Genomic DNA, 18,108 nt, shown 5'->3' with positions numbered 1-18,108 from the left:
GTAACCCGAGCAGGCTGTCCGGGTGACGTCAGGAGCCGTCCAGGTGGCTCCCGGACCGCGCGTCCTCACCGCTCGCGTTCGGCGATGTAGCCCTGCTTGCACTCGGGGCAGATGTCGCCCGCCCGAAGGGAGGACGCGCCTGCCATCCGGGCGTGCCCGCAGTTCGGGCAGTAGAACTCGATGCGGTCGTCCGGGACGTCCGATTCGAGCGTTCCCGACTCCGTCGTTCGGATGAAGCCGTCGCTTTTGGCCCCGTCGCGCTCTGCGCGCCTGATACCGGGGTCTTCCTCGACGGCAACGCCCTCGACGGCCTCGGGCGCGTCGGCTTCGGACTCCGCGTGCCCGTTGACTTCGGGAGTCAGGCCGTTGCCGCCGAGTTCGATGTCGCCCTTCCCGCCGGGTTGCGCGTCGAACCCCTCGTCGTCGCCCTCGACCGCGGGCCAGCCGTCACCACCCGAGGCACCGGCACCGCCCGGTGTGTCCGCCGCCCTCCCACCGGCGTTGCCGTCTCCGCCCGGCAGGTCGTCGCGTTCAGGCCACGCGCCGGGGTCGCGCTCGCGTTCGACACGCTCGTCGTCGCCGCCGTCGTTCGCGGCGTCGCCGTCGATGATCTCCGCGTCGTTCGTCACTTCTTCGTCCGCCACCTCGCGGGACTCGTCTGTCCCCGCCGGACCGTCGACGGCGTCTGTATCCGTCTCTTCCGGCCACTGTGCCTCGTCGCGTTCGGCCGCGCCCGCATCGAGGATGACGGCGTCGTCGGCGTCGGGGTCCGGTTCGACGTCGTCCCACTCGTCGCTGCCGGTCTCCCAGCCGTCGTCGCTGTCGGGCTGACTCTCCGCGGTGCCATCCGACACGTCGCCCGCCGCATCGCCGTCGAGGCTTTCTGTGGTGACGTCTGGCGGCTCCGCCGTCCCGGAGTCGACGTCTCGAATCTCTTCGTCGTCGACGTGGTCGATGACCTCGCCCCTTTCGTCGTCCCGTGCGGACTCCTCGCCGACGTCGGCCGCGTGCTGCTCCGCCGTCGATTCGGGCGGCTGTTGGGCCGTCGGGATGTTGGCCGATTCGGCGGGGTCCTCACTGAGGTCCGCCGGTTCGACCGCCGAATCGGCTGGTGGGGGCCGTTCGGTCCCGGCCGGACCGCCGTTTCCAGCCGCCTCTGTCGGCGCGCCCCCGCCGGGGGCGTTCTGGCCGTCCGGGGCCTCCGGGCTCACATCGGGGCCGGACGCTCCCGCGTCCAGTCCGACCTCCGACGGCGAGCGGATGGCAGTCACCTCCCGGTTCTTGCTGACGGTCTCTTCGGCGCCGCAGCGGTCACACACCTGCACCTCACGGACCGTAACCACCACCTCGTCCCCGTTTTCCTCCCGGCTCCGTTCGACCTCGGGTTCCCCGTACGCGTGCCCGAGAAGACGGCACTTGAGTCCCATTACCCGTCTTTCCGGCACAAAGCGCCAAAAGTGTACCTCCTGCGTCTGACGGGCGGCAGACGATTCGTGCTGTCGGACACAACTGCCGCAGGAGAGATGTCAGCCCGGGTGAAGATTCCTGACGCGCTTCGATCCGGCAGCGTCGAGATCCGGACGGGGATTTTTGCTGTCGGTTCAGTTCCTGACAGCTATGGGGCTCCCGTGCACGCTATTCGGCCGCGACCTGGCCGACCCGGAGATCCGACGCGACGTCGACCGCCGGGAGAACGCGATGGGTGTCGCGAAGAACGAACTCGTCGCGGTCAGGCGGGAGGTAGCGACGTGTTCGCGCTGCGGAGCCACGGAAATCGTGAGCGAACACACGGAAGTGAATGGCGGTCACCGACGGACGTGCGGTACCAAGTGCCTGGGACGGCGGCGGTAAGCGTATACCGGACGGGAGCGAACGGCAACGTATGAGAGCGCGGCGGGAGTTTCGGGACCGGCGCGGCGTCGAGGTCGAAGTGCTGGACGCGCTCGTCGATCGTTCGGAGGAAGGGATGACCGTCTTCGAGGTCCGCGCCGCCGTCGACGCCGACATCGACGAGATCGAGGCGGCGCTGGCGGCGCTGAAAGACGACGGCCTCATCTCCGTGGAGGACGGCGAGGACCGCGTCGTCATCTTGGTCGACGACCGCGTCGTGCCGGATCCCGAGGCAGATCGGACCGAAGAACAGGGCTACATCGACGCGATCCGGGACCGGCTCGGGCTGTGATGAGGGCTGCATCGATGCGGACAGAGCTGGAAACACCTCGAGTGCCTTCGAGCGCTCGTCGGGACGGGCGCGTCCCGGGACGCTGCGGTTTTCCCGCGGGAGCCCCCATAGGCGTATAATGGCTATTGTCACGGAAGCACACGAGGCACACGGTGCGACCTTCGAGGAGCGCGCCGGACGCAAGGTCGTCCGCGAGTACGGCCGCCCGGCGCGGACTCACCGCGCGGTCCGCAACGGCGCGGGCGTGATCGAGATGGCGTACGGCGTCGTCGTCGTCGAGGGCGAGGACCGCGTCGACTTCGTCGACGACACCGTCTCCAACCGCGTCCCCAGAACCGACAGAGAGGGCGTCTACGCGCTGCTTTTGGATCCGCAAGGACGGATCGAGACCGACCTCTACGTCTACAACGCCGGCGAGCGACTGCTGTGTTTCACGCCGCCGACGCGTGCGGGCCCGCTCGCCGAGGAGTGGGCCGGGAACGTCTTCATCCGCGACGTCGAGGTACGCGAGGCCTCGACGGACTTTGCGGTCTTCGGCGTCCACGGCCCGCAGTCGACCGAGAAGATCGCGAGCGTCCTGAACGGCGGCGGGTCGCCCGAGCCAGCCCTGACCTTCGTCCGTGGCTCGATGGGCGGCGAGGGTGTCACCGTGATCGCTACCGACGGACCCGCCGGCGAGGAGGGCTACGAGGTGGTCTGCTCCGCAGACGCCGCCGAGCGGGTCTTCGAGACGCTCCTGACGTTCGGGATGAACGCCATCCCGTTCGGCTACGAGACCTGGGAGACGCTCACCGTCGAAGCCGGGACGCCGCTGTTCGAGACGGAACTCTCGGGTCGAATCCCGAACGTCCTCGGCGTCCGCAACGCGCTCGACTTCGAGAAGGGCTGTTACGTCGGCCAGGAGATCGTCTCGAAGGTCGAAAACCGCGGCCAGCCGAGCCAGCGACTCGTCGGCCTCCGGCTGGACGGCGCCGCTGGGGGAGAGGCGGCCGACGCGGCCGAGACCGACCGGCTCCCCGACGCCGGGACCGCCGTGACAGCGGACGGCGAAGAGGTGGGAGAGGTAACGCGGGCCGTCGTGAGCCCGTCGCTGTCGGCACCGATCGCGCTGGCGCTCGTCGACTTCGAGGTCGGCGACGCGTCGCTGTCCGTCGACGCTGGCGGGGAGTCGATCGACGCCGAGCGCACAGCGCTCCCGTTCGTCGAGGGGAGCGCGGTCTCGGCCCGGATGCCCGCCTATCCGGACGAGTAAGCCAGACGACACGCATAGCCGCCGAGAGGTGCAGATGTCAGCAGTGAAGCTGGTTTTTCGAGGACGAACCAAGAGACTAAGGCCGAGTGCATCCACCCGTCCGTAATGAATAACCGGGATCGTCTCTCAACCGGCATCGCTGGGCTCGACGACATCCTCTCGGGTGGACTGCTCCGGGAGCGGGCGTATATGGTGACCGGCAGTGCCGGCACGGGCAAGACGATCATCGGCCTCCACTTTCTCACTGCGGGCCTCGAAGCGGGCGAGGATGCGCTGTTCGTCGCGTTCGAGGAAGATCCGGCCGACCTCAAGGCCGACGCGGCCGGGCTCGGGTTCGACACCGAGGCGATCTCGTTTGTGGACCTCTCGCCGGACGCAGACCGGTTCGTCGCCGAGGAATCCTACGACGTGTTCCAGCCGGACGTCGTCGAGGGATCCGGCGTCTCCTCGCGAATCGTCGACGCGGTCGAGGAGACACAGCCCGACCGGGTGTTTGTCGATCCGCTCTCACACCTGCAGTATCTGGCGCCCGACGAGTATCAGTATCGCCAGGAAGTTGCTGGGTTCGTCACATACCTCACGGGCGAGGGCGCAACGGTGCTTTTCAGTTCGCAGGCGGCCCTCCCGGGCGAACGGCCGACGCTGGAGTACCTCTGCGACGGGAGTATCAAACTCGACCGCGCCGAAAAGGGCCGGACCATCGAGGTGACGAAGCTCCGCGGATCGTCGTTCCTCTCGGGAGAACACACGCTGCGTATTTCGGGCGACGGAATGCAGGTGTTCACGAAGCTCTCGCCCGACGCCCACCACCGAAACCGGAAGTTGACGACGCTTTCGTCCGGCGTCGACGAACTCGATCGGTTGCTGCACGGCGGCATCGAGGGGCGGACGGTAACGGTGGTGAGCGGCTCGAGCGGCGTCGGGAAATCGACGACGGCGGCGCAGTTCGCGGCGGCCTCGGCCGCCCGCGGGGAGCGTGCGGTCTTCTATCTCTTCGAGGAGACGAGAGATACGTTCGTCCGACGGTCCGAGAGCCTCGGCCTCCCGATCCGTGAGTTAGAGGAGGCGGGGACGCTCGCCGTCGAAGAGATCGAAGCGCTCTCCGTGTCGCCCGACGAGTTCGCCAGCCAGGTTCGAACCGAAGTGGAGGACAGAGACGCCGATTTCGTCGTGATCGACGGCATCTCGGGCTACCGACTCTCGATCCGCGGCGACGAACAGGAACTGATCAGGGAACTGCACTCGCTGGGGCGCTACCTCAAGCGAATGGGTGTAAGCGCCGTCTTCATCGACGACATCGACTCGGTCACCGGCGACTTCGAACCGACGAGTTCCCAGATCAGCTACCTCGCGGACAACCTTCTGTTTCTCCGGTATCTCGAAGCCGGTGGCGAACTCCGGAAGGCGATCGGCGTGCTCAAAAAGCGGACCGGCGACTTCGAGCGGACGCTCCGGGAGTTCGAGATCCGCGGCGACGGCATCCACGTGGGCGAACCGTTAACCGGGCTACGCGGCATCCTCACGGGGACGCCGGAGTGGGGCACGGACGACCCGTTCAGCACCACGGGCACCGGTACCAAGGATGAGCCGCCCGACGCCGACTCGGAAATGCGTCCCGGCGGATCTGATACCCCCGAATGACGGACGACGCGTCCGATCCGATAGGCGACGGCGCGTCCGATCCAGTGACCGACGTCCTCGTCCTCGTGTCGGCACCCGGAAATCGGCGGGTGCTCATCTCGTGGGTGGAAAACACGGAGGGGCACCGACTGGTCGAGCTAGTCGACCCAGATGACGCTGCCTCGCTGCCGTCGTTCGACGTGTGCCTCGCGGATCGATCCGGGATTCGGCGGTTCGCCGACGGGATTCGCGCGGCCCAGCAACGGCATCGAACGTTTCTGCCCTGTCTGCTGGTCGAAGAGCGCGGGCGGAGCCTCGATGGGCTCGACAGTGCGATTCTGGAGCTAGTCGACGACGTGGTGACGGCGCCGATCGACCCCGCACAGCTCCGGTTCCGAATCGACACCCTCGCGCGTCGCCGACGCCTCTCACAGCACCTCCAGGAGAGCGAAGCGCGCTATCGGCGGCTGTTCGAGTTGGCCCCGAACGCCGGCTTTCTCCTCGAAGACGGCGAGATCCGCGCGACGAACCGCGCCGCCGAGCAGTTCTTCGACTCCGACACGGAGACACTGGCGGGACACTCTCTCGCGGCCGCCGTCGTCGCCGAGGACCGGCCGTCCTTCCGACAACTGATCGCGGAGGCACCGTCGGAAATCGGTCCCGAGGGGCCGCGATACCGGACGATCGCGTTCGAGATCGACGGCGACACCGCGATCTGTGAGGTGGCCGCCGTCCGAACCGGCGAATCCCACGAGCGACTGGTCCTCGTTCGCGACATGACGGAGCACATCGAGCGGCAGCGGCGGCTCGAACTCTATCGCCGAGCGATGGACGAGGCGACCATCGGCATCACGATCACCGACCCCAGCCTCCCCGACAACCCACTGATCTACGTCAACGATCATTTCGTCGAGATGACGGGCTACGACCGCGAGGAGGCGCTCGGACACAACTGTCGGTTCCTGCAGGGAGACGGCACCGACGAGGAAGGCGTCGCTCGAATCAGGGCGGCGATCGACGACGAGCGCCCCGTGACGGAGATCATTCTGAACTATCGAAAAAACGGCGAGACCTTCTACAACGCCCTCGACGTGATGCCCGTCACCGACGCCGACGGGGTCGTGACGAACTATCTCGGCTTCCAGCGGGACGTCACCGAGCAGGTCAGAAACAGACGCCGCCTCTCGGTACTCGACCGCGTCCTCCGGCACAACGTCCGCAACCGGATGAACGTCGTCGTCGGCCACACCGAACAGCTCTCGGATCACGACGATCCGGCGGTGCGGGAGGCAGCAGCGCGTATCCGTAGGGCTGGTGAGGAACTCTTAGACCAGAGCGACACCGCACGGCGGTTCCGCGACGTCGTAAGCAGCGGCCCCAGCGTCGAGGTCCGGGATCTCACCGCGGACGCACGGAAAGCTATCGCGGAGGTCCGGTCAGGATATCCGGCGGCCACCATCCACGAATCCCTGCCCGAGTCAGCGCCGGTCCGCGGCGGGCAGGGCATCCCGCTTGCAGTGTCGGAGCTCATCGAGAACGCGGCCGAACACGGCGAACCGCCGATCGTCGTCCGCGTCGAGCCGGGGCCGACGGAGACGCTCCTCACAGTGTCGGACCAGGGAGCCGGCATCCCCGAGCACGAACTCGCCGCCTTCAGCGACGACGAGGAACAGCCGACGGAGCACTCGGGTGGCGTCGGCCTCTGGCTCATCCGCTGGACGGTCGAACGGGCCGGCGGGCAGATCGAGTACACCGGCGAGAACGAGACGAGGGTGCAGCTATCCTTCCCGACGGCGAACGGGAAGTCCTGACCGGCGTCCGTCGTTCGCCCGTCGCCGAGGGACCGAGAGCCGCCGCTGGTACAGCAATCGAGCGTGCCGAACAGGCACGTCGACCGGACAATTTCAGCCGCGAGCTATCGCCCGACCAGTTTCGCCAGATGCTCCCGGGAGAAGAAGGACGTGGGACGGTCCATGTGGACGCCGATCTCGCCCGACAGCGCCCCGAGCCCGAGGCGCTGGATCGGTGCCGGCAACGAGTACGCCCGCCGGATCCAGCGGCCGAGTGCGATCTCCCGGGAGAGTTCAGCGCGCCACGCCGACTCGTAGTCCCGGAGCGATCCCGGATCGTCGGGATCGACAGCGTCGACCGCACAGTCGGCCGCGGTCATTCCATAGAGGATCCCGCCCCCGGTGAACGGTTTCGTCTGGGCGGCCGCATCGCCGATCAGGAATGCCCGGCGGCTGTGCACCCGCTCCGGCGGACCGATCGGGATCGCGCCGGAACAGAAGTGCTCGGTGTCGACGTCGTACGCCGCTGTGAGCCGGTCGAACAGCTCGTTGACCGACGCCCCTGGCGGCGCGCCGAGGCCGTATTCGACGCCCGCGTCGCCGCGGGGGATCCGCCAGGCGAAAAAGCGCGGCGCGGTGAGGTGGACGTCGACGAAGTCGCCGTCGTCGGGGGCGGGATCGAACGCGAGGACGCCGTGGAGGATCTCGCCGGGTTCGGGGAGTCCACACTGCTTCCGGACGCGGGAGGTGGGGCCGTCACACCCGGCGACCATCTTCGCGCGGACGGTCTCGGTCCCGTCCTCGTTCGAGACGGTGAGCGCGACGTCTTCGGCGCGTTCGTCGACGTCGACGACGGTGTGATTCTCGCGGACGTCGGCGCCCGCATCTCGGGCGCAGGCCGCGAGCGTCCGGTCGAGTTCCACCCGGTCGATCACGTTCGAGACCTCCTCGCGTTTGTAGAACGGGTACGCCCCCGAGTCGGGGCCGCCGACGTGGAACCGCGCGCCGTAGACGCGGTTCTGCAACAGTTCGGACTTCGCGTCGTCGGGGACGTAGCCCCAGATGTCGGTGCTGACGTGCCCCGAGCAGGCAAGCGGCGTCCCGACCGTCCCGCTCTCGAACGCGACGACGTCGTAGCCGGCCTCCGCGGCACGACGGGCGAACCGTGCGCCGGCCGGGCCGACGCCGACGACCGCGAAATCGTACATCACCAGTCCGTAACGGGCGTGCCGGCATATAGCGTTCGGCTTCAGCGCCGGAATCGGCCCCGGCGACCGCGGAGAACGGCGGCGGCGACGTCGGAGATCGACTCAGGCGACGTCGGAGATCGACTCAGGCGACGTCGGAGATCGACTCAGGCGACGTCGGAGATCGACTCAGGCGACTCCTTCGACGACCGCCAGCCCCCGCGTCGTCCGGTCGCGGAACGCCGCCGGCCACTCGACGTCGACGCGGGCGAAGGTGTCGCCGCCGTCGCCGGTCCGGTAGAGGCCGCGGTCCGTGAGCGCGAACAGTTCGCCGTCGTCGACCCCGGCCGCGAGCGTCGCCCGGAGCGCACCCTCGCCGGTCGGGACGGCAGTCGTATCGAGCCGCTCCCACTCGGTGGTCTCCGTCGGTTCGGCGGCCGCACTCGCCGTCCGTTCGGCTGCGCCGCCCCCGCCTACCCCGTCGGCGTCGCTTCCGACGGCGTCGTGTCGGCGATAGAGATACGACGCCGCGTGCTCGGGCGTGTGCGCCCGTCGGGCGCCCGCGGCCGCCGAGAGGAGAACGCGACCCGGATCGCCCGGGTCGATCGCGACGCTCCAGCAGTAGCGGTGGCGCAACCCCTCCTGCGGAAACGTCCACGTCTCGCCGCCGTCGCGGCTCTCGGCGTAGCCATCGCCCGCGGCGGCGCGGATGACGTTGGGCGCGTCGGGATGAATCGCGATCGTGTGGGTATCCCGCCGGGTCGAGGGGGCGCGCTCGTCCCAGGTTTCCCCGCCGTCCCGCGTCCGAACCAGCGCCCCCGCTTCGACCGCGACCAGGAGGTGATCCGGATCGCTCGGGTCGACCGTGATCCACCGGACGTGGTGCGTGTCGGGACGTGGCGGGAACGACCACTCCGTCGCAGATGGCAGGTCCGTCAGCGCGGACAGTTCCGCCCAGGTCCCGCCGCCGTCCGTCGAGCGGTAGACGGCGCTGGGTTCGGTCCCGACGTAGACGACGTCGGGGTCGTGCGGCGAGACAGTTACGCTCGTCACCGCCTCCGGGAGCGTCTCGGCACCGACCCGGTCCCAGGTCGTGCCGCCGTCGCGAGAACGGTGGAGTCCGGCCTCGAACGTCCCACAGAAGACCCGCGCCGGCGCCGCGTCCGCGGCGTCGAGACACTCCACGTCTTCGCGCTCGAAGGTGTATGCGGCCGAGGGCGTCGGACGTTCGTCGTTCTCACCGCCCTCCGTGACGTCGCGTACGACTAAGACGCCCGCACGGGAGGCGGCGTAGCAGGTGACCATACAGCGAATACGCGATCCAGTCACTTCACTGTGGGATGCAGCCACTGGTGGTTTTGTCGGACAGAATCCGTCGAGACTCCGTCACACCCAACTGGTCGCATAGCAGACCAGCGTCTCGGTATCACCGACGGTCCGCTCGATACGGCTGACTGCAGCGGCGAGTTCGCCGGGGAAAGGCCTGTCTGCGGAACGATGATGATCCCGGGATGGCCGTCTGCGTCCGCAAAATCCTTCGTATCGTTCGTTAAAACGAGTGTGTTCCGCTCGCGAGCGTGGCGAGTATCTCGTCGTCGGTCGCGGTCTGGCCGAGTGCCGCGACGTCGACGACCCGCTCGACGGTGTGGCCGTCGCTCCGCAGTGCCGTGACGTAAGCGGCCTTCACGTGCACGTCCGCCAACAGCTGCATCTACGTCGATTCGATTTCGGGACCGCCATCCTCGCCTGCAAGTCGCGTCCGGCGGTCCGCCGATTCGCGCATCAGTCGCTCGCGGCGTTGTTCGTCGGCTGCCTCTCGTTCGCGCATCGTCTCGACGTTGTCGTAGTAGTACGCAAGCGCCTCGAACACAGCCGCGACACCGAGGTCGTACTCGGCAGCGACAGCGAAGGGGTCCTCGTTGCCGTCGACGACCCGCCGCTTGACGTCGAGGACGGTAATGCGAGTCTCCTCGATACGGGGCGCACCCGACCTGACGCTCTCGTCCGTTACGATACCGACCATACCGTAGGTACTTCGTCACCACTCATAAACACTCGGCCGACCGTCCACGTATCAGTCGTCGTCCGCGGCCGGGGCGGGCTTGCGTCGATCCGCGCGTGGACCCTCGACGTCGACATCGGGGAGCAGGTCACGGAGGTACCGTCCGGTGTGGGACTCGTCAGTGCGCGCGACGTCCTCGGGCGTTCCCGTGGCGACGATCCGACCGCCGCCCTCACCGCCCTCGGGCCCGAGATCGACGATGTTGTCCGCGTTCTTCACCAGGTCGAGTTCGTGCTCGACGACGACCACCGTGTTCCCGTTGTCGGTGAGCCGCTGGAGCACCTCGATCAGTTTGCGCTCGTCCGCCTTGTGCAGGCCCGTCGTCGGCTCGTCGAGGAGGTACAGCGTGTCGCCGGTCTGCTTTTTCCCGAGTTCCTCGGCGAGTTTGACGCGCTGGGCCTCCCCGCCCGAGAGCGTCGTCGAGGGCTGCCCGAGCGTCATATAGCCGAGGCCGACGTCCTCCAAGAGCTGGAGTCGCCGGCGGAGCTGGGAGTTTGCCTCGAAAAACTCCAGTGCCTCCGAGACCTCCATATCGAGGATGTCCGCGATCGTCTCGCCCTTGTAGGTCACGTCCAGCGTCTCGTCGTTGTAACGGGCGCCGTCGCACTCCTCGCAGGGCACGTAGACGTCCGAGAGGAAGTTCATCTCGATCTTGACGGTCCCCTGCCCGCCGCAGGCCTCACACCGGCCGCCCTTCACGTTGAACGAGAAGCGGCCCTTCTCGTAGCCGCGCTGCTTCGAGAGCTTCGTCTCCGCGAAGAGCTTCCTGACGTGATCGAAGACGCCGGTGTACGTCGCGGGGTTCGACCGCGGCGTCCGACCGATCGGCGACTGGTCGATCAGCCTGACCGTCTCGATCTCCTCGATCCCCTCGATGGCGTCGTGATCGCCGGGGTCGACGGAGGTGTTGTCGTTCATCTCGCGAGCGAGGCCCTTGTAGACGATCTCGTGCATCAGCGTCGACTTCCCCGACCCCGACACGCCCGTGATCGCGGTGAACTGCCCGATCGGAATCGACACGTCGAGATCCTTCAGGTTGTGCTGGCGGGCGCCGCGGACGGTGAGCGCCGTCTCGGACTCCCGGCGTTCGTCGGGGACCGGGATCGATTTCCGCCCGGCGAGGTAGTCGCCCGTCACGGAGCCGTCGGCCGCACAGACGTCGTCGAAGTCGCCCTGGACGACGATATCGCCGCCCCGCTTGCCGGGGCCTGGCCCCATATCGATGATGTTGTCCGCGCGACGCATCGTCTCCTCGTCGTGTTCGACGACGATCAGGGTGTTACCGAGATCGCGCAGGCCCTCTAAGGTGTCGAGCAGCCGGTCGTTGTCGCGCTGGTGCAGGCCGATCGAGGGCTCGTCGAGGACGTAGAGGACGCCCACGAGCCCGGAGCCGACCTGCGTGGCGAGACGGATCCGCTGGCTCTCGCCGCCGGAGAGGGTCGACGCCTCCCGGTCGAGGGTGAGATACTCCAGGCCGACCTCCTCCATAAAGCCGAGTCGCGCGCGGATCTCCTTGAGGATCTCCTCGGCGATCGTCCGCTCCCGCTCGGTGAGTTCGTTCTCCAGCCCCTCGAAATGCGCCAGGGCGTCGCCGATGCTCATCTGGTTGACATCGGTGATCGCAGTGTCGGCGACGAGGACGTGCCGGGACTGCTCTTTCAGCCGCGTCCCCTCGCAGGCGGGGCAGGTGGTGACGGCCATATAGTCCTCGATGTGCTCTCTGGTCGACTCGGATTCGGTCTCGACGTGCCGGCGTTCGAGGTTCGGGATGACGCCCTCGAAACGCTTGGTCTTCCGGCGCGTGCCGTTTTTCGTCTGCCGCTCGAAGACGACCTCCCTGTCGGTGCCGTAGAGGAACTGCCGCCGGACGTCGTCCTCTAAATCCTCGAAGGGCGTCTCGACGCTCACACCGAAGTGCGCCGCCACGGCGTCGAGCCGCGTGCGGTAGTACGAGCGGTTGTACGACCACGCCTCGAAGACGTGCTTGATCGGCTTCGAGGGGTCGCGGACGACGAGCTCCTCGTCGACCTCCTTGGTCTGGCCGAGGCCCTCACACTCCGGACACGCGCCGTGCGGGCTGTTGAACGAGAAAGAGCGCGTCTCGATCTCCGAGAACTGGAAGTCGGAGTTGGGGTTGCCGAGTTCCTCGGAGAACTCGACGACCAGCCGGTCGTCGCCCTCGCCGGCGAGCGCGCCGGTCGATCGTGTGTTCGACGCGAAGGGGCCGTCTTCGGGCGGATCCGGGACGATCACCTTCAGGACGCCGCCGGCCTTCTCTAGGGCGGTCTCGACGGAGTCAGCGAGCCGGGAACGGCCCTCGGCGCTGATCTTCACGCGGTCGACGATGACGTCGATCGTGTGGTCGTAGTTCTTGTCCAGATCCGGCGTTTCGATCGTCAGGTCGTAGGAGTCGCCGTCGACCTCGACGCGAGCGTACCCCTCGCTGACGAGGTCCTCGAAGAGGTCCTCGAAGGCGCCCTTCTGGTCGCGGACGACCGGCGCGGCGATCTTCGCGCGGGTCCCCTTCGGGAGTGCCAGCAGGGCGTCGACCATCTCCCCGGCGGACTGCTCGCCTACCTCTTCGCCCGTGACGGGGTCGTACTGCGTCCCGACACGGGCGTACAGGAGTCGAAGGTAGTCGTGGAGTTCGGTGACCGTCCCGACCGTCGATCGGGGGTTGTTGGCGGCGTTCTTCTGGTCGATCGAGATCGCCGGGGAGAGCCCCTCGACGGCCTCGACCTGCGGTTTGTCCATCTGCCCGAGGAAGTTGCGGGCGTACGCCGACAGCGACTCGATGTACCGCCGTTGGCCCTCGGCGTAGACCGTCTCGAAGGCGAGCGACGATTTCCCCGACCCCGAAAGCCCGGTGACGACGGTGAACGTCTCGCGCGGAATCCGGACGTCGAGGTCCTTGAGGTTGTGCTCTTCGGCCCCTCGAACCTCGATGAAGTCCTTGCTCATCTACGCCCCGCTATGGAGAGCGGAGAGGAAAGGGCGTCGGTTCCGGCGGTCGGGGCAAACGCACACGACGACTGTCCCGAGACGTTGGGAGGCTTCGCGAACCTGTGCTACGCCCCGCGTTCGGCGATGTACCCCTGTTTGCACTCGGGACAGATGTCGCCGGGCCGGAGCGTTGCGGCGTCTTTGGCCCGAGCGAGCCCACAGTTCGGGCAGAAGAGTTCGGTCCGCTCGTCGGGGACCGCCGAATCTGTCGTCACCGAGTTCGACGCCCGTGCGAACCCCTCGCCGTCGGAGTCTGACTGTCCCGTATCGGCCCCGGAGGACTCCGACTCCGCCGCTCGATACACCTTCGTGTCCCCGTCGTCGCCAGTCGTCGGCTCGTCGGCCGCCGGCTCTCCATCGGGATAGACCGCGGTTTCAGTTCCGTCGGATTCGACCTCGAACTCCGGCGGAACCGGGACTGCTGTCGGCGAAACCTCGTAGTCCGTCGTCAGGGTCGCATCGTCGAGAAGTCCGAGGTCGGCGAGTCTCCCTGCGATGTCGGCGACGACGTCGCGGGCGCCGGCCGGCGTCGCGCTCTCGACCAGCACCGTCCCGTTGCCGAAAATGACGGCGAGCGCGTCCGGGTCGTCGCACTGGTAGATCAGCCCCGGGAGCCGGTCCGGATCGTAGGTGATCTCTTCGAGTCCCAGTCCGATCGCGGCCGCGTTGAGGTTCAATACCCGGTCGAGATCGGTCAGCGCCGTCGTGGTAGTCGGCGCTTCGACCGCAGCGTCCATCGCTGCGGCCTGCGAGAGCACCTGCTCGGGTGGGACCGTCGTATCTGCCATATCGGTGACACTCCGACGGCAGAAAATAAGCCTTGTGACGGTCGCGACGGCGGGGACGACTCTCGACCCCGGTCAGGTCGATGTTGTCCGGGCGACCCCGATCGCGGACAGTCCGAAGTTGTCCGGGCGACCCCGATCGCGGTCAGGTCAGTTTCTTCCGGGCGACCTCCATCCCGGCCGGCGCGAGGATGAGTTCGTCCTCGCCCTTCTGGACGATGTCGCCGCCGACGTCCTCGGTGACCTGTCGGAGCGAGTCGACGACGTCATCCATCGTGCTGTCGGTCATACTGTGTCGCGCAATGTCCGCGATCACGAGGTCGCCGTCGTGAATGGCATCGATAACCACCATCGCGTCCCGCTTTTCGCTGATCGTCGCGACGTGGACACTCGATCCCTGAGAGGATTCGCTGCCTCCGGTGTCGGGATCGAACTGCTCGTCGTCCGTTTCAGGAGCATCCGTCGTCTCGTTTTGCGCGCCATCGGCAGGTGCATCGGTTCCACCCGACGAATATATCTTCGTGTCAGAACCGCTTCCCGAGGGCGGTTCGTCCGCCTCCGAACCCTCGTCGGGGTAGACGGACGTTTCCGTTCCCAACTCGGGTGAGAACTCGGCCGGCACCGGCACCTCGTGGGGTGACACGACGAAGTCGCTCCCTATCGGATCGATGTCGCCGCCCATTCCCACCTCTTCGAGTCCGTCCGTGATCTCGCCGATGAGTTCCCCGAAACCGTCCGCGCTCTCGATGAACAGCGTGCCGTCGTCGAAGAGGACGGCCATCGCCGCCGCGTCGTCGGGGCGGTAGAGCAACCCCGGGAACCGGTCGGGATCGTACACGATCTCCTCGAGGTCCAGTCCGGCGGCAGCGGTCTCCAGATCCAGCGGCCGGTCGAGGTCCTGGAGCACCGTCGTTGTCTCCGACTCCTCGACCCCGAACCCCAGTCTGTCGAGTCGCGTCACCAGCCGTTCCGTCCGTACCGTCGGTCGTGTCACAGCCGACCCTCGAAAGCGAGAGTTGTCACTCTATCGACTGTCAGTGACCCACGACTGAAGTCGTGGCCTTCCGCCTTGCATATTTGTGAGAGCGAAAGCGCCCGGCGTGAACCCACTCGGTCGGAATCAGTTCAGTTTCTCGCGGGCGACGCCGACGCCGGTCGGCGCGATGATGATCTGGTCGTCGCCCTTCTGGGCGATGTCGCCGTCGACCTCTTCGGCGACCTGCCGGAGGGAGTCGACGATGTGCTCCATCGTGCTGTCTGTTGTCGTGTGCCGCGTGATGTCCGCGATTACCAGATCGCCGTCGTAAACGGCGTCTTTGATCGCGACGACGTCCTGCTGTTCGCTGATCGTCGCGATGCGGACGTTCATCCCGACGTCGCCACGCGAGGTCTCGATCCCCTCGACGTCGAGGTCGAGGTACTCGTCGGTCGTGTGCTGTCCGCCCCCGCTCGCGATCTTGCTGATGATGCCCATACCGACCACAAACGGCAGTAACACGTTAGTTCTTACGTCAGACGTGCGTCTGACGCCGAGGAGTGTTCAGAACCTCACGGGATTTTTGCCGGGATGTCAACCGGCGGCGCCGACCGGCTAAGACGGAATCGCAGATCAGACCGCAAACTCGAAGAGTTCGTCGCCGACGTGGTGGATCGACTCGACGACCTTTCCGGAGTCGCCGGTCATCTCCGACCCGTCGACGAGCGCCCGCCCGATCGCGAGCACCTTCCCGTGGGTCTCCTCGGCGATCGTGACGAGGTCGCCCGCCGCGATGTCGGGGTCCGCCTCGACGATCCCCGGCCGCATCACGTCCGCGCCGTCGCTGACGAAGGAGATCGCCCCCGCGTCGACGGTGACGACCCCCGTCGAGGGTTCGTGTCGGTTCGCACCCTGGACGGTCAGAAACGGTTCCGACTCGAAGGCGACCACGTCCGGTTCGCCGTCGACGAGGACGACGTCGAACGATTCGTCGGCGAGTTCGACCATCTCGTAGGTGTCGCCGTCGAGTTCGACACCCGTCGTCGAGGCGATTTCGACCTCCAGGTCGTCGATCTCGTCGGCGCGGAGGTGGTGGCGGGATTTGACCTGCATACGCGACTGCAGGGTTCGCCCGCCGATAAATCACGCGACACGAGCCGCCGGGCGAGGGTCGGTAGTCGGAAAAACGCTAAGTGGGGGCCGTGCCTGTCTCAGAGTATGTGGCGCTCCCGGAACAACCGGGACGGGACGACCGTCGTCTGTATTGCCTGCGGCACGTCGATCCCGCGCTCGGAGGCACGCGAATACGACAAGCGGGGCAACCGCTGGGAGAGACACGGCAAGACGTTCGAACATCTCTGCAAGGAGTGTTATCGCGACCTCTGTCATCAGCCCCGCGAGGGGCTCGAATCGCTGTTGATCGACGTAGAGCAGGGAGTCGCGGGGACGGACTTCGAGGGACAAGCGACGGAGGCGGATTCCGAAGACGGGCCGCCGGCGACGCCCGATGACGAGTCGGCGGAGGACGCAGACGCGGATCGGTCGCGGGCAGCGTTTCTCGCACGGTACTTCAGTGCCGTCGAGGAGCGATACGGGCCGGCAGAGGAACCGGGCCGAGAGTCCTGACTGCGGACCCCCGAAGCGACCCGTCCGAACCGCTACGTCCCGATCACGACTGCTTCTCGGATCTCCAGCGCTGTCTCGTATTCCTCGCGTCTGTCAGTCGTTGAACCGATCCGTCGGAGTTGCTGGGCGTGGGCCCGTCTCGCAGCATCGATTGCCCGCTCGGACAGGCCGAGTTCCGCCCCCAGTTCGTCCCAGTGTCCCTCGGGTACGAGGAAGATTGCCCGTTCCTCGTCGTCGAGAGCGCACTCGTAGGACCGCCGGTACACGTCGAGTCGAGAACTGAGATGTGCCTGCACCTGGCGGAGTAACGGCCCGATCCGCGCCGGCGCGACGCTGGCCGTCGCACCCGTATAGCGGATGACGTCGCCGTCGAGCGGGACCGACACCTCCGCCGCGGGTGCTGTCTCGTCGGTCGCCGGCTCTTCTCCCCCACCGTCGGCCGCGGCCCCGCCACCGTCGACATCGTCGTCGTCGCCGTTGGCGGACATCTCACCCACCGGCGCGCATCGCCTTCTGAGAGAAGCGTTCGACCAACCCATCGAGCGCGTCGGGGTCGCCCTCGAAGACGACGGTCACCTCCGTCAGCGACAGCGACGGGCCGATCGCAACCTTCTCGGCGGAGAGAGACGCCCTCCACTCGTCGGCCTCGACGTGCTCGTCGTCGACGACGTCGCCGCCGAGTTTCTCCAGGTAGCGACGGGCCAGGCGAACCGAGATTCCACGGTAGGACCGCTCGTTCGTCACCCAGTCGTCGCTCACGGTCGACCTCCCGAACAGCCACCCGCGACCGGCGGGAAGATACTGAACGTATCGTCCGGTTCGATCGGGGTGTCGAGCCCCTCCATGTGTTCGACGTCGCTCCCGTTCAGGAGCACGTTCACCTGGGGACGGATCGCGTCGTCCTCCAGGATCTGGCCCTCGAGCCCCTCGAATTCGGATTCGAGCGCGCTGATGACGTCGCCGACGGTCTCTGCGTCGTACTCGCGGGTAATCGTCTTCGTGCCGACCGCCTCCCGGAAGGTGGCGAAGAACCGCAGTTGTAAGGGCATACCCGATGCAGGGGCGGACCGGATAAAAAGGATGTGCGCCAGTGTGGGCGGGCCGCCATCGGCCGGCCGAACCGCCCCGAGGCTCAGTATTATCAGGGTCGAAATAAGAGTGGGAGGCAGCGACGATGCAGGACGAGTTGACCCCGTGCCACTACGTCGAAACCGATCCGGAACCGTCGTCGACGCGCCCACCGTCGGTGAACCGCATCCTCGACAACCGGAGCCGGGAGCGGTACGTCCCGAAGGATCTCCGGTGTGAATACTGCGAGGCGACGGGAGAGGAGTTCCCCTGGTTCCAGCGGATTCCGGCCGACGACGTCGCGCCCGGTCGCCCGGCGAGAGAGCTTTATTTCTGTGGGATCGTCTGTCTCGCCGCGTACTGCCACGATCGGTTCCCGGAATACTCACCCGAAACCCTCCCGACGGCGATCCAGTATATCGAGTGATACTGATTACTCTCACTTGTTACCGCCGAGCGCTACCCTCGTTGACGGCGCTCGGCGGGAAGCGACGAGAGTAATCAGTATGAGCGGTCACCCGACGAACCGACCCGCCCTTTTATTCGCCTGCTGCCCG

At 67.0% G+C, this 18,108-nt stretch carries 19 protein-coding genes and 1 pseudogene; 7 read left to right on the top strand and 13 right to left on the bottom strand.

Going from position 1 to position 18,108, the window contains the following annotated elements; all coding sequences use genetic code 11:
* Positions 1–65: 65 nt before the first annotated feature.
* Positions 66–1,427, bottom strand: coding sequence for a DUF7093 family protein (locus RJT48_RS01915; protein ID WP_311170539.1), 1,362 nt, complete (start codon positions 1,425–1,427; stop codon positions 66–68).
* A gap of 190 nt (positions 1,428–1,617) precedes the next feature.
* Here RJT48_RS01915 and RJT48_RS01910 point away from each other — a divergent pair, with 190 nt between their 5' ends.
* The 5 genes from RJT48_RS01910 (at position 1,618) to RJT48_RS01890 (ending at position 6,865) form a co-directional block, all read left to right on the top strand.
* Positions 1,618–1,851: a DUF7093 family protein gene (locus tag RJT48_RS01910; protein ID WP_311170538.1), complete on the top strand. Its 234-nt coding sequence runs from the start codon at positions 1,618–1,620 to the stop codon at positions 1,849–1,851.
* 31 nt (positions 1,852–1,882) lie between these two features.
* Complete coding sequence (locus RJT48_RS01905; RefSeq protein ID WP_311170537.1) at positions 1,883–2,182, top strand: DUF6432 family protein; 300 nt, start codon at positions 1,883–1,885, stop codon at positions 2,180–2,182.
* A 118-nt stretch (positions 2,183–2,300) separates the two neighbouring features.
* Positions 2,301–3,434: a CAF17-like 4Fe-4S cluster assembly/insertion protein YgfZ gene (gene ygfZ / locus RJT48_RS01900; RefSeq protein ID WP_311170536.1), complete on the top strand. Its 1,134-nt coding sequence runs from the start codon at positions 2,301–2,303 to the stop codon at positions 3,432–3,434.
* 105 nt (positions 3,435–3,539) lie between these two features.
* Positions 3,540–5,075, top strand: coding sequence for an ATPase domain-containing protein (locus RJT48_RS01895; RefSeq protein WP_311170535.1), 1,536 nt, complete (start codon positions 3,540–3,542; stop codon positions 5,073–5,075).
* Positions 5,072–6,865: a PAS domain S-box protein gene (locus RJT48_RS01890; RefSeq protein WP_311170534.1), complete on the top strand. Its 1,794-nt coding sequence runs from the start codon at positions 5,072–5,074 to the stop codon at positions 6,863–6,865. The genes RJT48_RS01895 and RJT48_RS01890 overlap by 4 nt, the downstream gene beginning before the upstream one ends.
* Before the next feature lie 104 nt (positions 6,866–6,969).
* Here RJT48_RS01890 and RJT48_RS01885 read toward each other — a convergent pair whose 3' ends face one another.
* The 9 genes from RJT48_RS01885 to RJT48_RS01845 all read right to left on the bottom strand — a co-directional run bounded on the left by RJT48_RS01885 (position 6,970) and on the right by RJT48_RS01845 (position 15,970).
* Complete coding sequence (locus tag RJT48_RS01885) at positions 6,970–8,052, bottom strand: geranylgeranyl reductase family protein (protein WP_311170533.1); 1,083 nt, start codon at positions 8,050–8,052, stop codon at positions 6,970–6,972.
* Between the two features lie 168 nt (positions 8,053–8,220).
* Positions 8,221–9,336, bottom strand: coding sequence for a WD40/YVTN/BNR-like repeat-containing protein (locus RJT48_RS01880; protein ID WP_311170532.1), 1,116 nt, complete (start codon positions 9,334–9,336; stop codon positions 8,221–8,223).
* A gap of 244 nt (positions 9,337–9,580) precedes the next feature.
* Positions 9,581–9,742, bottom strand: coding sequence for a DUF5615 family PIN-like protein (locus RJT48_RS01875; RefSeq protein ID WP_311170531.1), 162 nt, complete (start codon positions 9,740–9,742; stop codon positions 9,581–9,583).
* Positions 9,743–10,054 (bottom strand): DUF433 domain-containing protein, encoded by a 312-nt coding sequence (locus tag RJT48_RS01870; protein WP_311170530.1) that lies wholly within the window; start codon positions 10,052–10,054, stop codon positions 9,743–9,745. It abuts the gene before it with no gap.
* A 51-nt stretch (positions 10,055–10,105) separates the two neighbouring features.
* The gene (gene uvrA / locus RJT48_RS01865) at positions 10,106–13,054 is read right to left on the bottom strand and encodes an excinuclease ABC subunit UvrA (protein ID WP_311170529.1); all 2,949 of its coding nucleotides are present in this window, start codon (positions 13,052–13,054) and stop codon (positions 10,106–10,108) included.
* A 107-nt stretch (positions 13,055–13,161) separates the two neighbouring features.
* Positions 13,162–13,884, bottom strand: a complete 723-nt coding sequence (locus RJT48_RS01860) for a TATA-box-binding protein (protein WP_311170528.1) — start codon at positions 13,882–13,884, stop codon at positions 13,162–13,164.
* A 142-nt stretch (positions 13,885–14,026) separates the two neighbouring features.
* Positions 14,027–14,875 carry a cell division protein SepF gene (gene sepF, locus RJT48_RS01855; protein WP_311170527.1) on the bottom strand — a complete coding sequence of 283 codons (849 nt, stop codon included), beginning with the start codon at positions 14,873–14,875 and terminating at the stop codon, positions 14,027–14,029.
* Between the two features lie 126 nt (positions 14,876–15,001).
* Positions 15,002–15,355 (bottom strand): cell division protein SepF, encoded by a 354-nt coding sequence (locus RJT48_RS01850; RefSeq protein ID WP_311170526.1) that lies wholly within the window; start codon positions 15,353–15,355, stop codon positions 15,002–15,004.
* A gap of 135 nt (positions 15,356–15,490) precedes the next feature.
* Entirely contained in the window at positions 15,491–15,970 is a 480-nt protein-coding gene (locus RJT48_RS01845; RefSeq protein WP_311170525.1) for an RNA-binding protein, read from the bottom strand.
* Between the two features lie 105 nt (positions 15,971–16,075).
* Here RJT48_RS01845 and RJT48_RS20725 point away from each other — a divergent pair.
* A pseudogene (locus RJT48_RS20725) lies at positions 16,076–16,309 on the top strand (DUF7562 family protein); the annotation flags it as partial.
* Positions 16,310–16,515: 206 nt separating this feature from the next.
* Here the strand turns inward: RJT48_RS20725 and RJT48_RS01835 are convergent.
* Genes RJT48_RS01835 through RJT48_RS01825 form a run of 3 tightly spaced genes read right to left on the bottom strand, consistent with a single transcriptional unit; the run spans position 16,516 to position 17,532 of the window.
* The gene (locus RJT48_RS01835; protein ID WP_311170523.1) at positions 16,516–16,971 is read right to left on the bottom strand and encodes a DUF8048 family protein; all 456 of its coding nucleotides are present in this window, start codon (positions 16,969–16,971) and stop codon (positions 16,516–16,518) included.
* 1 nt (position 16,972) lies between these two features.
* The gene (locus RJT48_RS01830; RefSeq protein ID WP_311170522.1) at positions 16,973–17,242 is read right to left on the bottom strand and encodes a MoaD-like domain-containing protein; all 270 of its coding nucleotides are present in this window, start codon (positions 17,240–17,242) and stop codon (positions 16,973–16,975) included.
* Positions 17,239–17,532, bottom strand: a complete 294-nt coding sequence (locus RJT48_RS01825) for a ubiquitin-like small modifier protein 1 (RefSeq protein ID WP_311170521.1) — start codon at positions 17,530–17,532, stop codon at positions 17,239–17,241. The genes RJT48_RS01830 and RJT48_RS01825 overlap by 4 nt, the downstream gene beginning before the upstream one ends.
* A 125-nt stretch (positions 17,533–17,657) precedes the next feature.
* Between RJT48_RS01825 and RJT48_RS01820 the strand changes: the two genes are divergently transcribed.
* Complete coding sequence (locus RJT48_RS01820; protein WP_311170520.1) at positions 17,658–17,978, top strand: hypothetical protein; 321 nt, start codon at positions 17,658–17,660, stop codon at positions 17,976–17,978.
* The last annotated feature ends 130 nt before the right edge of the window (positions 17,979–18,108 follow it).

Origin of the sequence: Halobellus ordinarius (assembly GCF_031823395.1) — an archaeon.
GTDB classification, from domain to species: Archaea; Halobacteriota; Halobacteria; order Halobacteriales; family Haloferacaceae; genus Haloquadratum; species Haloquadratum ordinarius.
This window is presented reverse-complemented; position numbering and strand designations above follow the sequence as displayed.

Bases quoted from the DNA above. Each gene is read 5' to 3' on its own strand.
- RJT48_RS01915 (WP_311170539.1), bottom strand. From the start codon at position 1,427: ATGGGACTCAAGTGCCGTCTTCTCGGGCACGCGTACGGGGAACCCGAG.
- RJT48_RS01910 (WP_311170538.1), top strand. From the start codon at position 1,618: ATGGGGCTCCCGTGCACGCTATTCGGCCGCGACCTGGCCGACCCGGAG.
- RJT48_RS01905 (WP_311170537.1), top strand. From the start codon at position 1,883: ATGAGAGCGCGGCGGGAGTTTCGGGACCGGCGCGGCGTCGAGGTCGAA.
- ygfZ (WP_311170536.1), top strand. From the start codon at position 2,301: ATGGCTATTGTCACGGAAGCACACGAGGCACACGGTGCGACCTTCGAG.
- RJT48_RS01895 (WP_311170535.1), top strand. From the start codon at position 3,540: ATGAATAACCGGGATCGTCTCTCAACCGGCATCGCTGGGCTCGACGAC.
- RJT48_RS01890 (WP_311170534.1), top strand. From the start codon at position 5,072: ATGACGGACGACGCGTCCGATCCGATAGGCGACGGCGCGTCCGATCCA.
- RJT48_RS01885 (WP_311170533.1), bottom strand. From the start codon at position 8,052: ATGTACGATTTCGCGGTCGTCGGCGTCGGCCCGGCCGGCGCACGGTTC.
- RJT48_RS01880 (WP_311170532.1), bottom strand. From the start codon at position 9,336: ATGGTCACCTGCTACGCCGCCTCCCGTGCGGGCGTCTTAGTCGTACGC.
- RJT48_RS01875 (WP_311170531.1), bottom strand. From the start codon at position 9,742: ATGCAGCTGTTGGCGGACGTGCACGTGAAGGCCGCTTACGTCACGGCA.
- RJT48_RS01870 (WP_311170530.1), bottom strand. From the start codon at position 10,054: ATGGTCGGTATCGTAACGGACGAGAGCGTCAGGTCGGGTGCGCCCCGT.
- uvrA (WP_311170529.1), bottom strand. From the start codon at position 13,054: ATGAGCAAGGACTTCATCGAGGTTCGAGGGGCCGAAGAGCACAACCTC.
- RJT48_RS01860 (WP_311170528.1), bottom strand. From the start codon at position 13,884: ATGGCAGATACGACGGTCCCACCCGAGCAGGTGCTCTCGCAGGCCGCA.
- RJT48_RS01850 (WP_311170526.1), bottom strand. From the start codon at position 15,355: ATGGGCATCATCAGCAAGATCGCGAGCGGGGGCGGACAGCACACGACC.
- RJT48_RS01845 (WP_311170525.1), bottom strand. From the start codon at position 15,970: ATGCAGGTCAAATCCCGCCACCACCTCCGCGCCGACGAGATCGACGAC.
- RJT48_RS01835 (WP_311170523.1), bottom strand. From the start codon at position 16,971: ATGTCCGCCAACGGCGACGACGACGATGTCGACGGTGGCGGGGCCGCG.
- RJT48_RS01825 (WP_311170521.1), bottom strand. From the start codon at position 17,532: ATGCCCTTACAACTGCGGTTCTTCGCCACCTTCCGGGAGGCGGTCGGC.
- RJT48_RS01820 (WP_311170520.1), top strand. From the start codon at position 17,658: ATGCAGGACGAGTTGACCCCGTGCCACTACGTCGAAACCGATCCGGAA.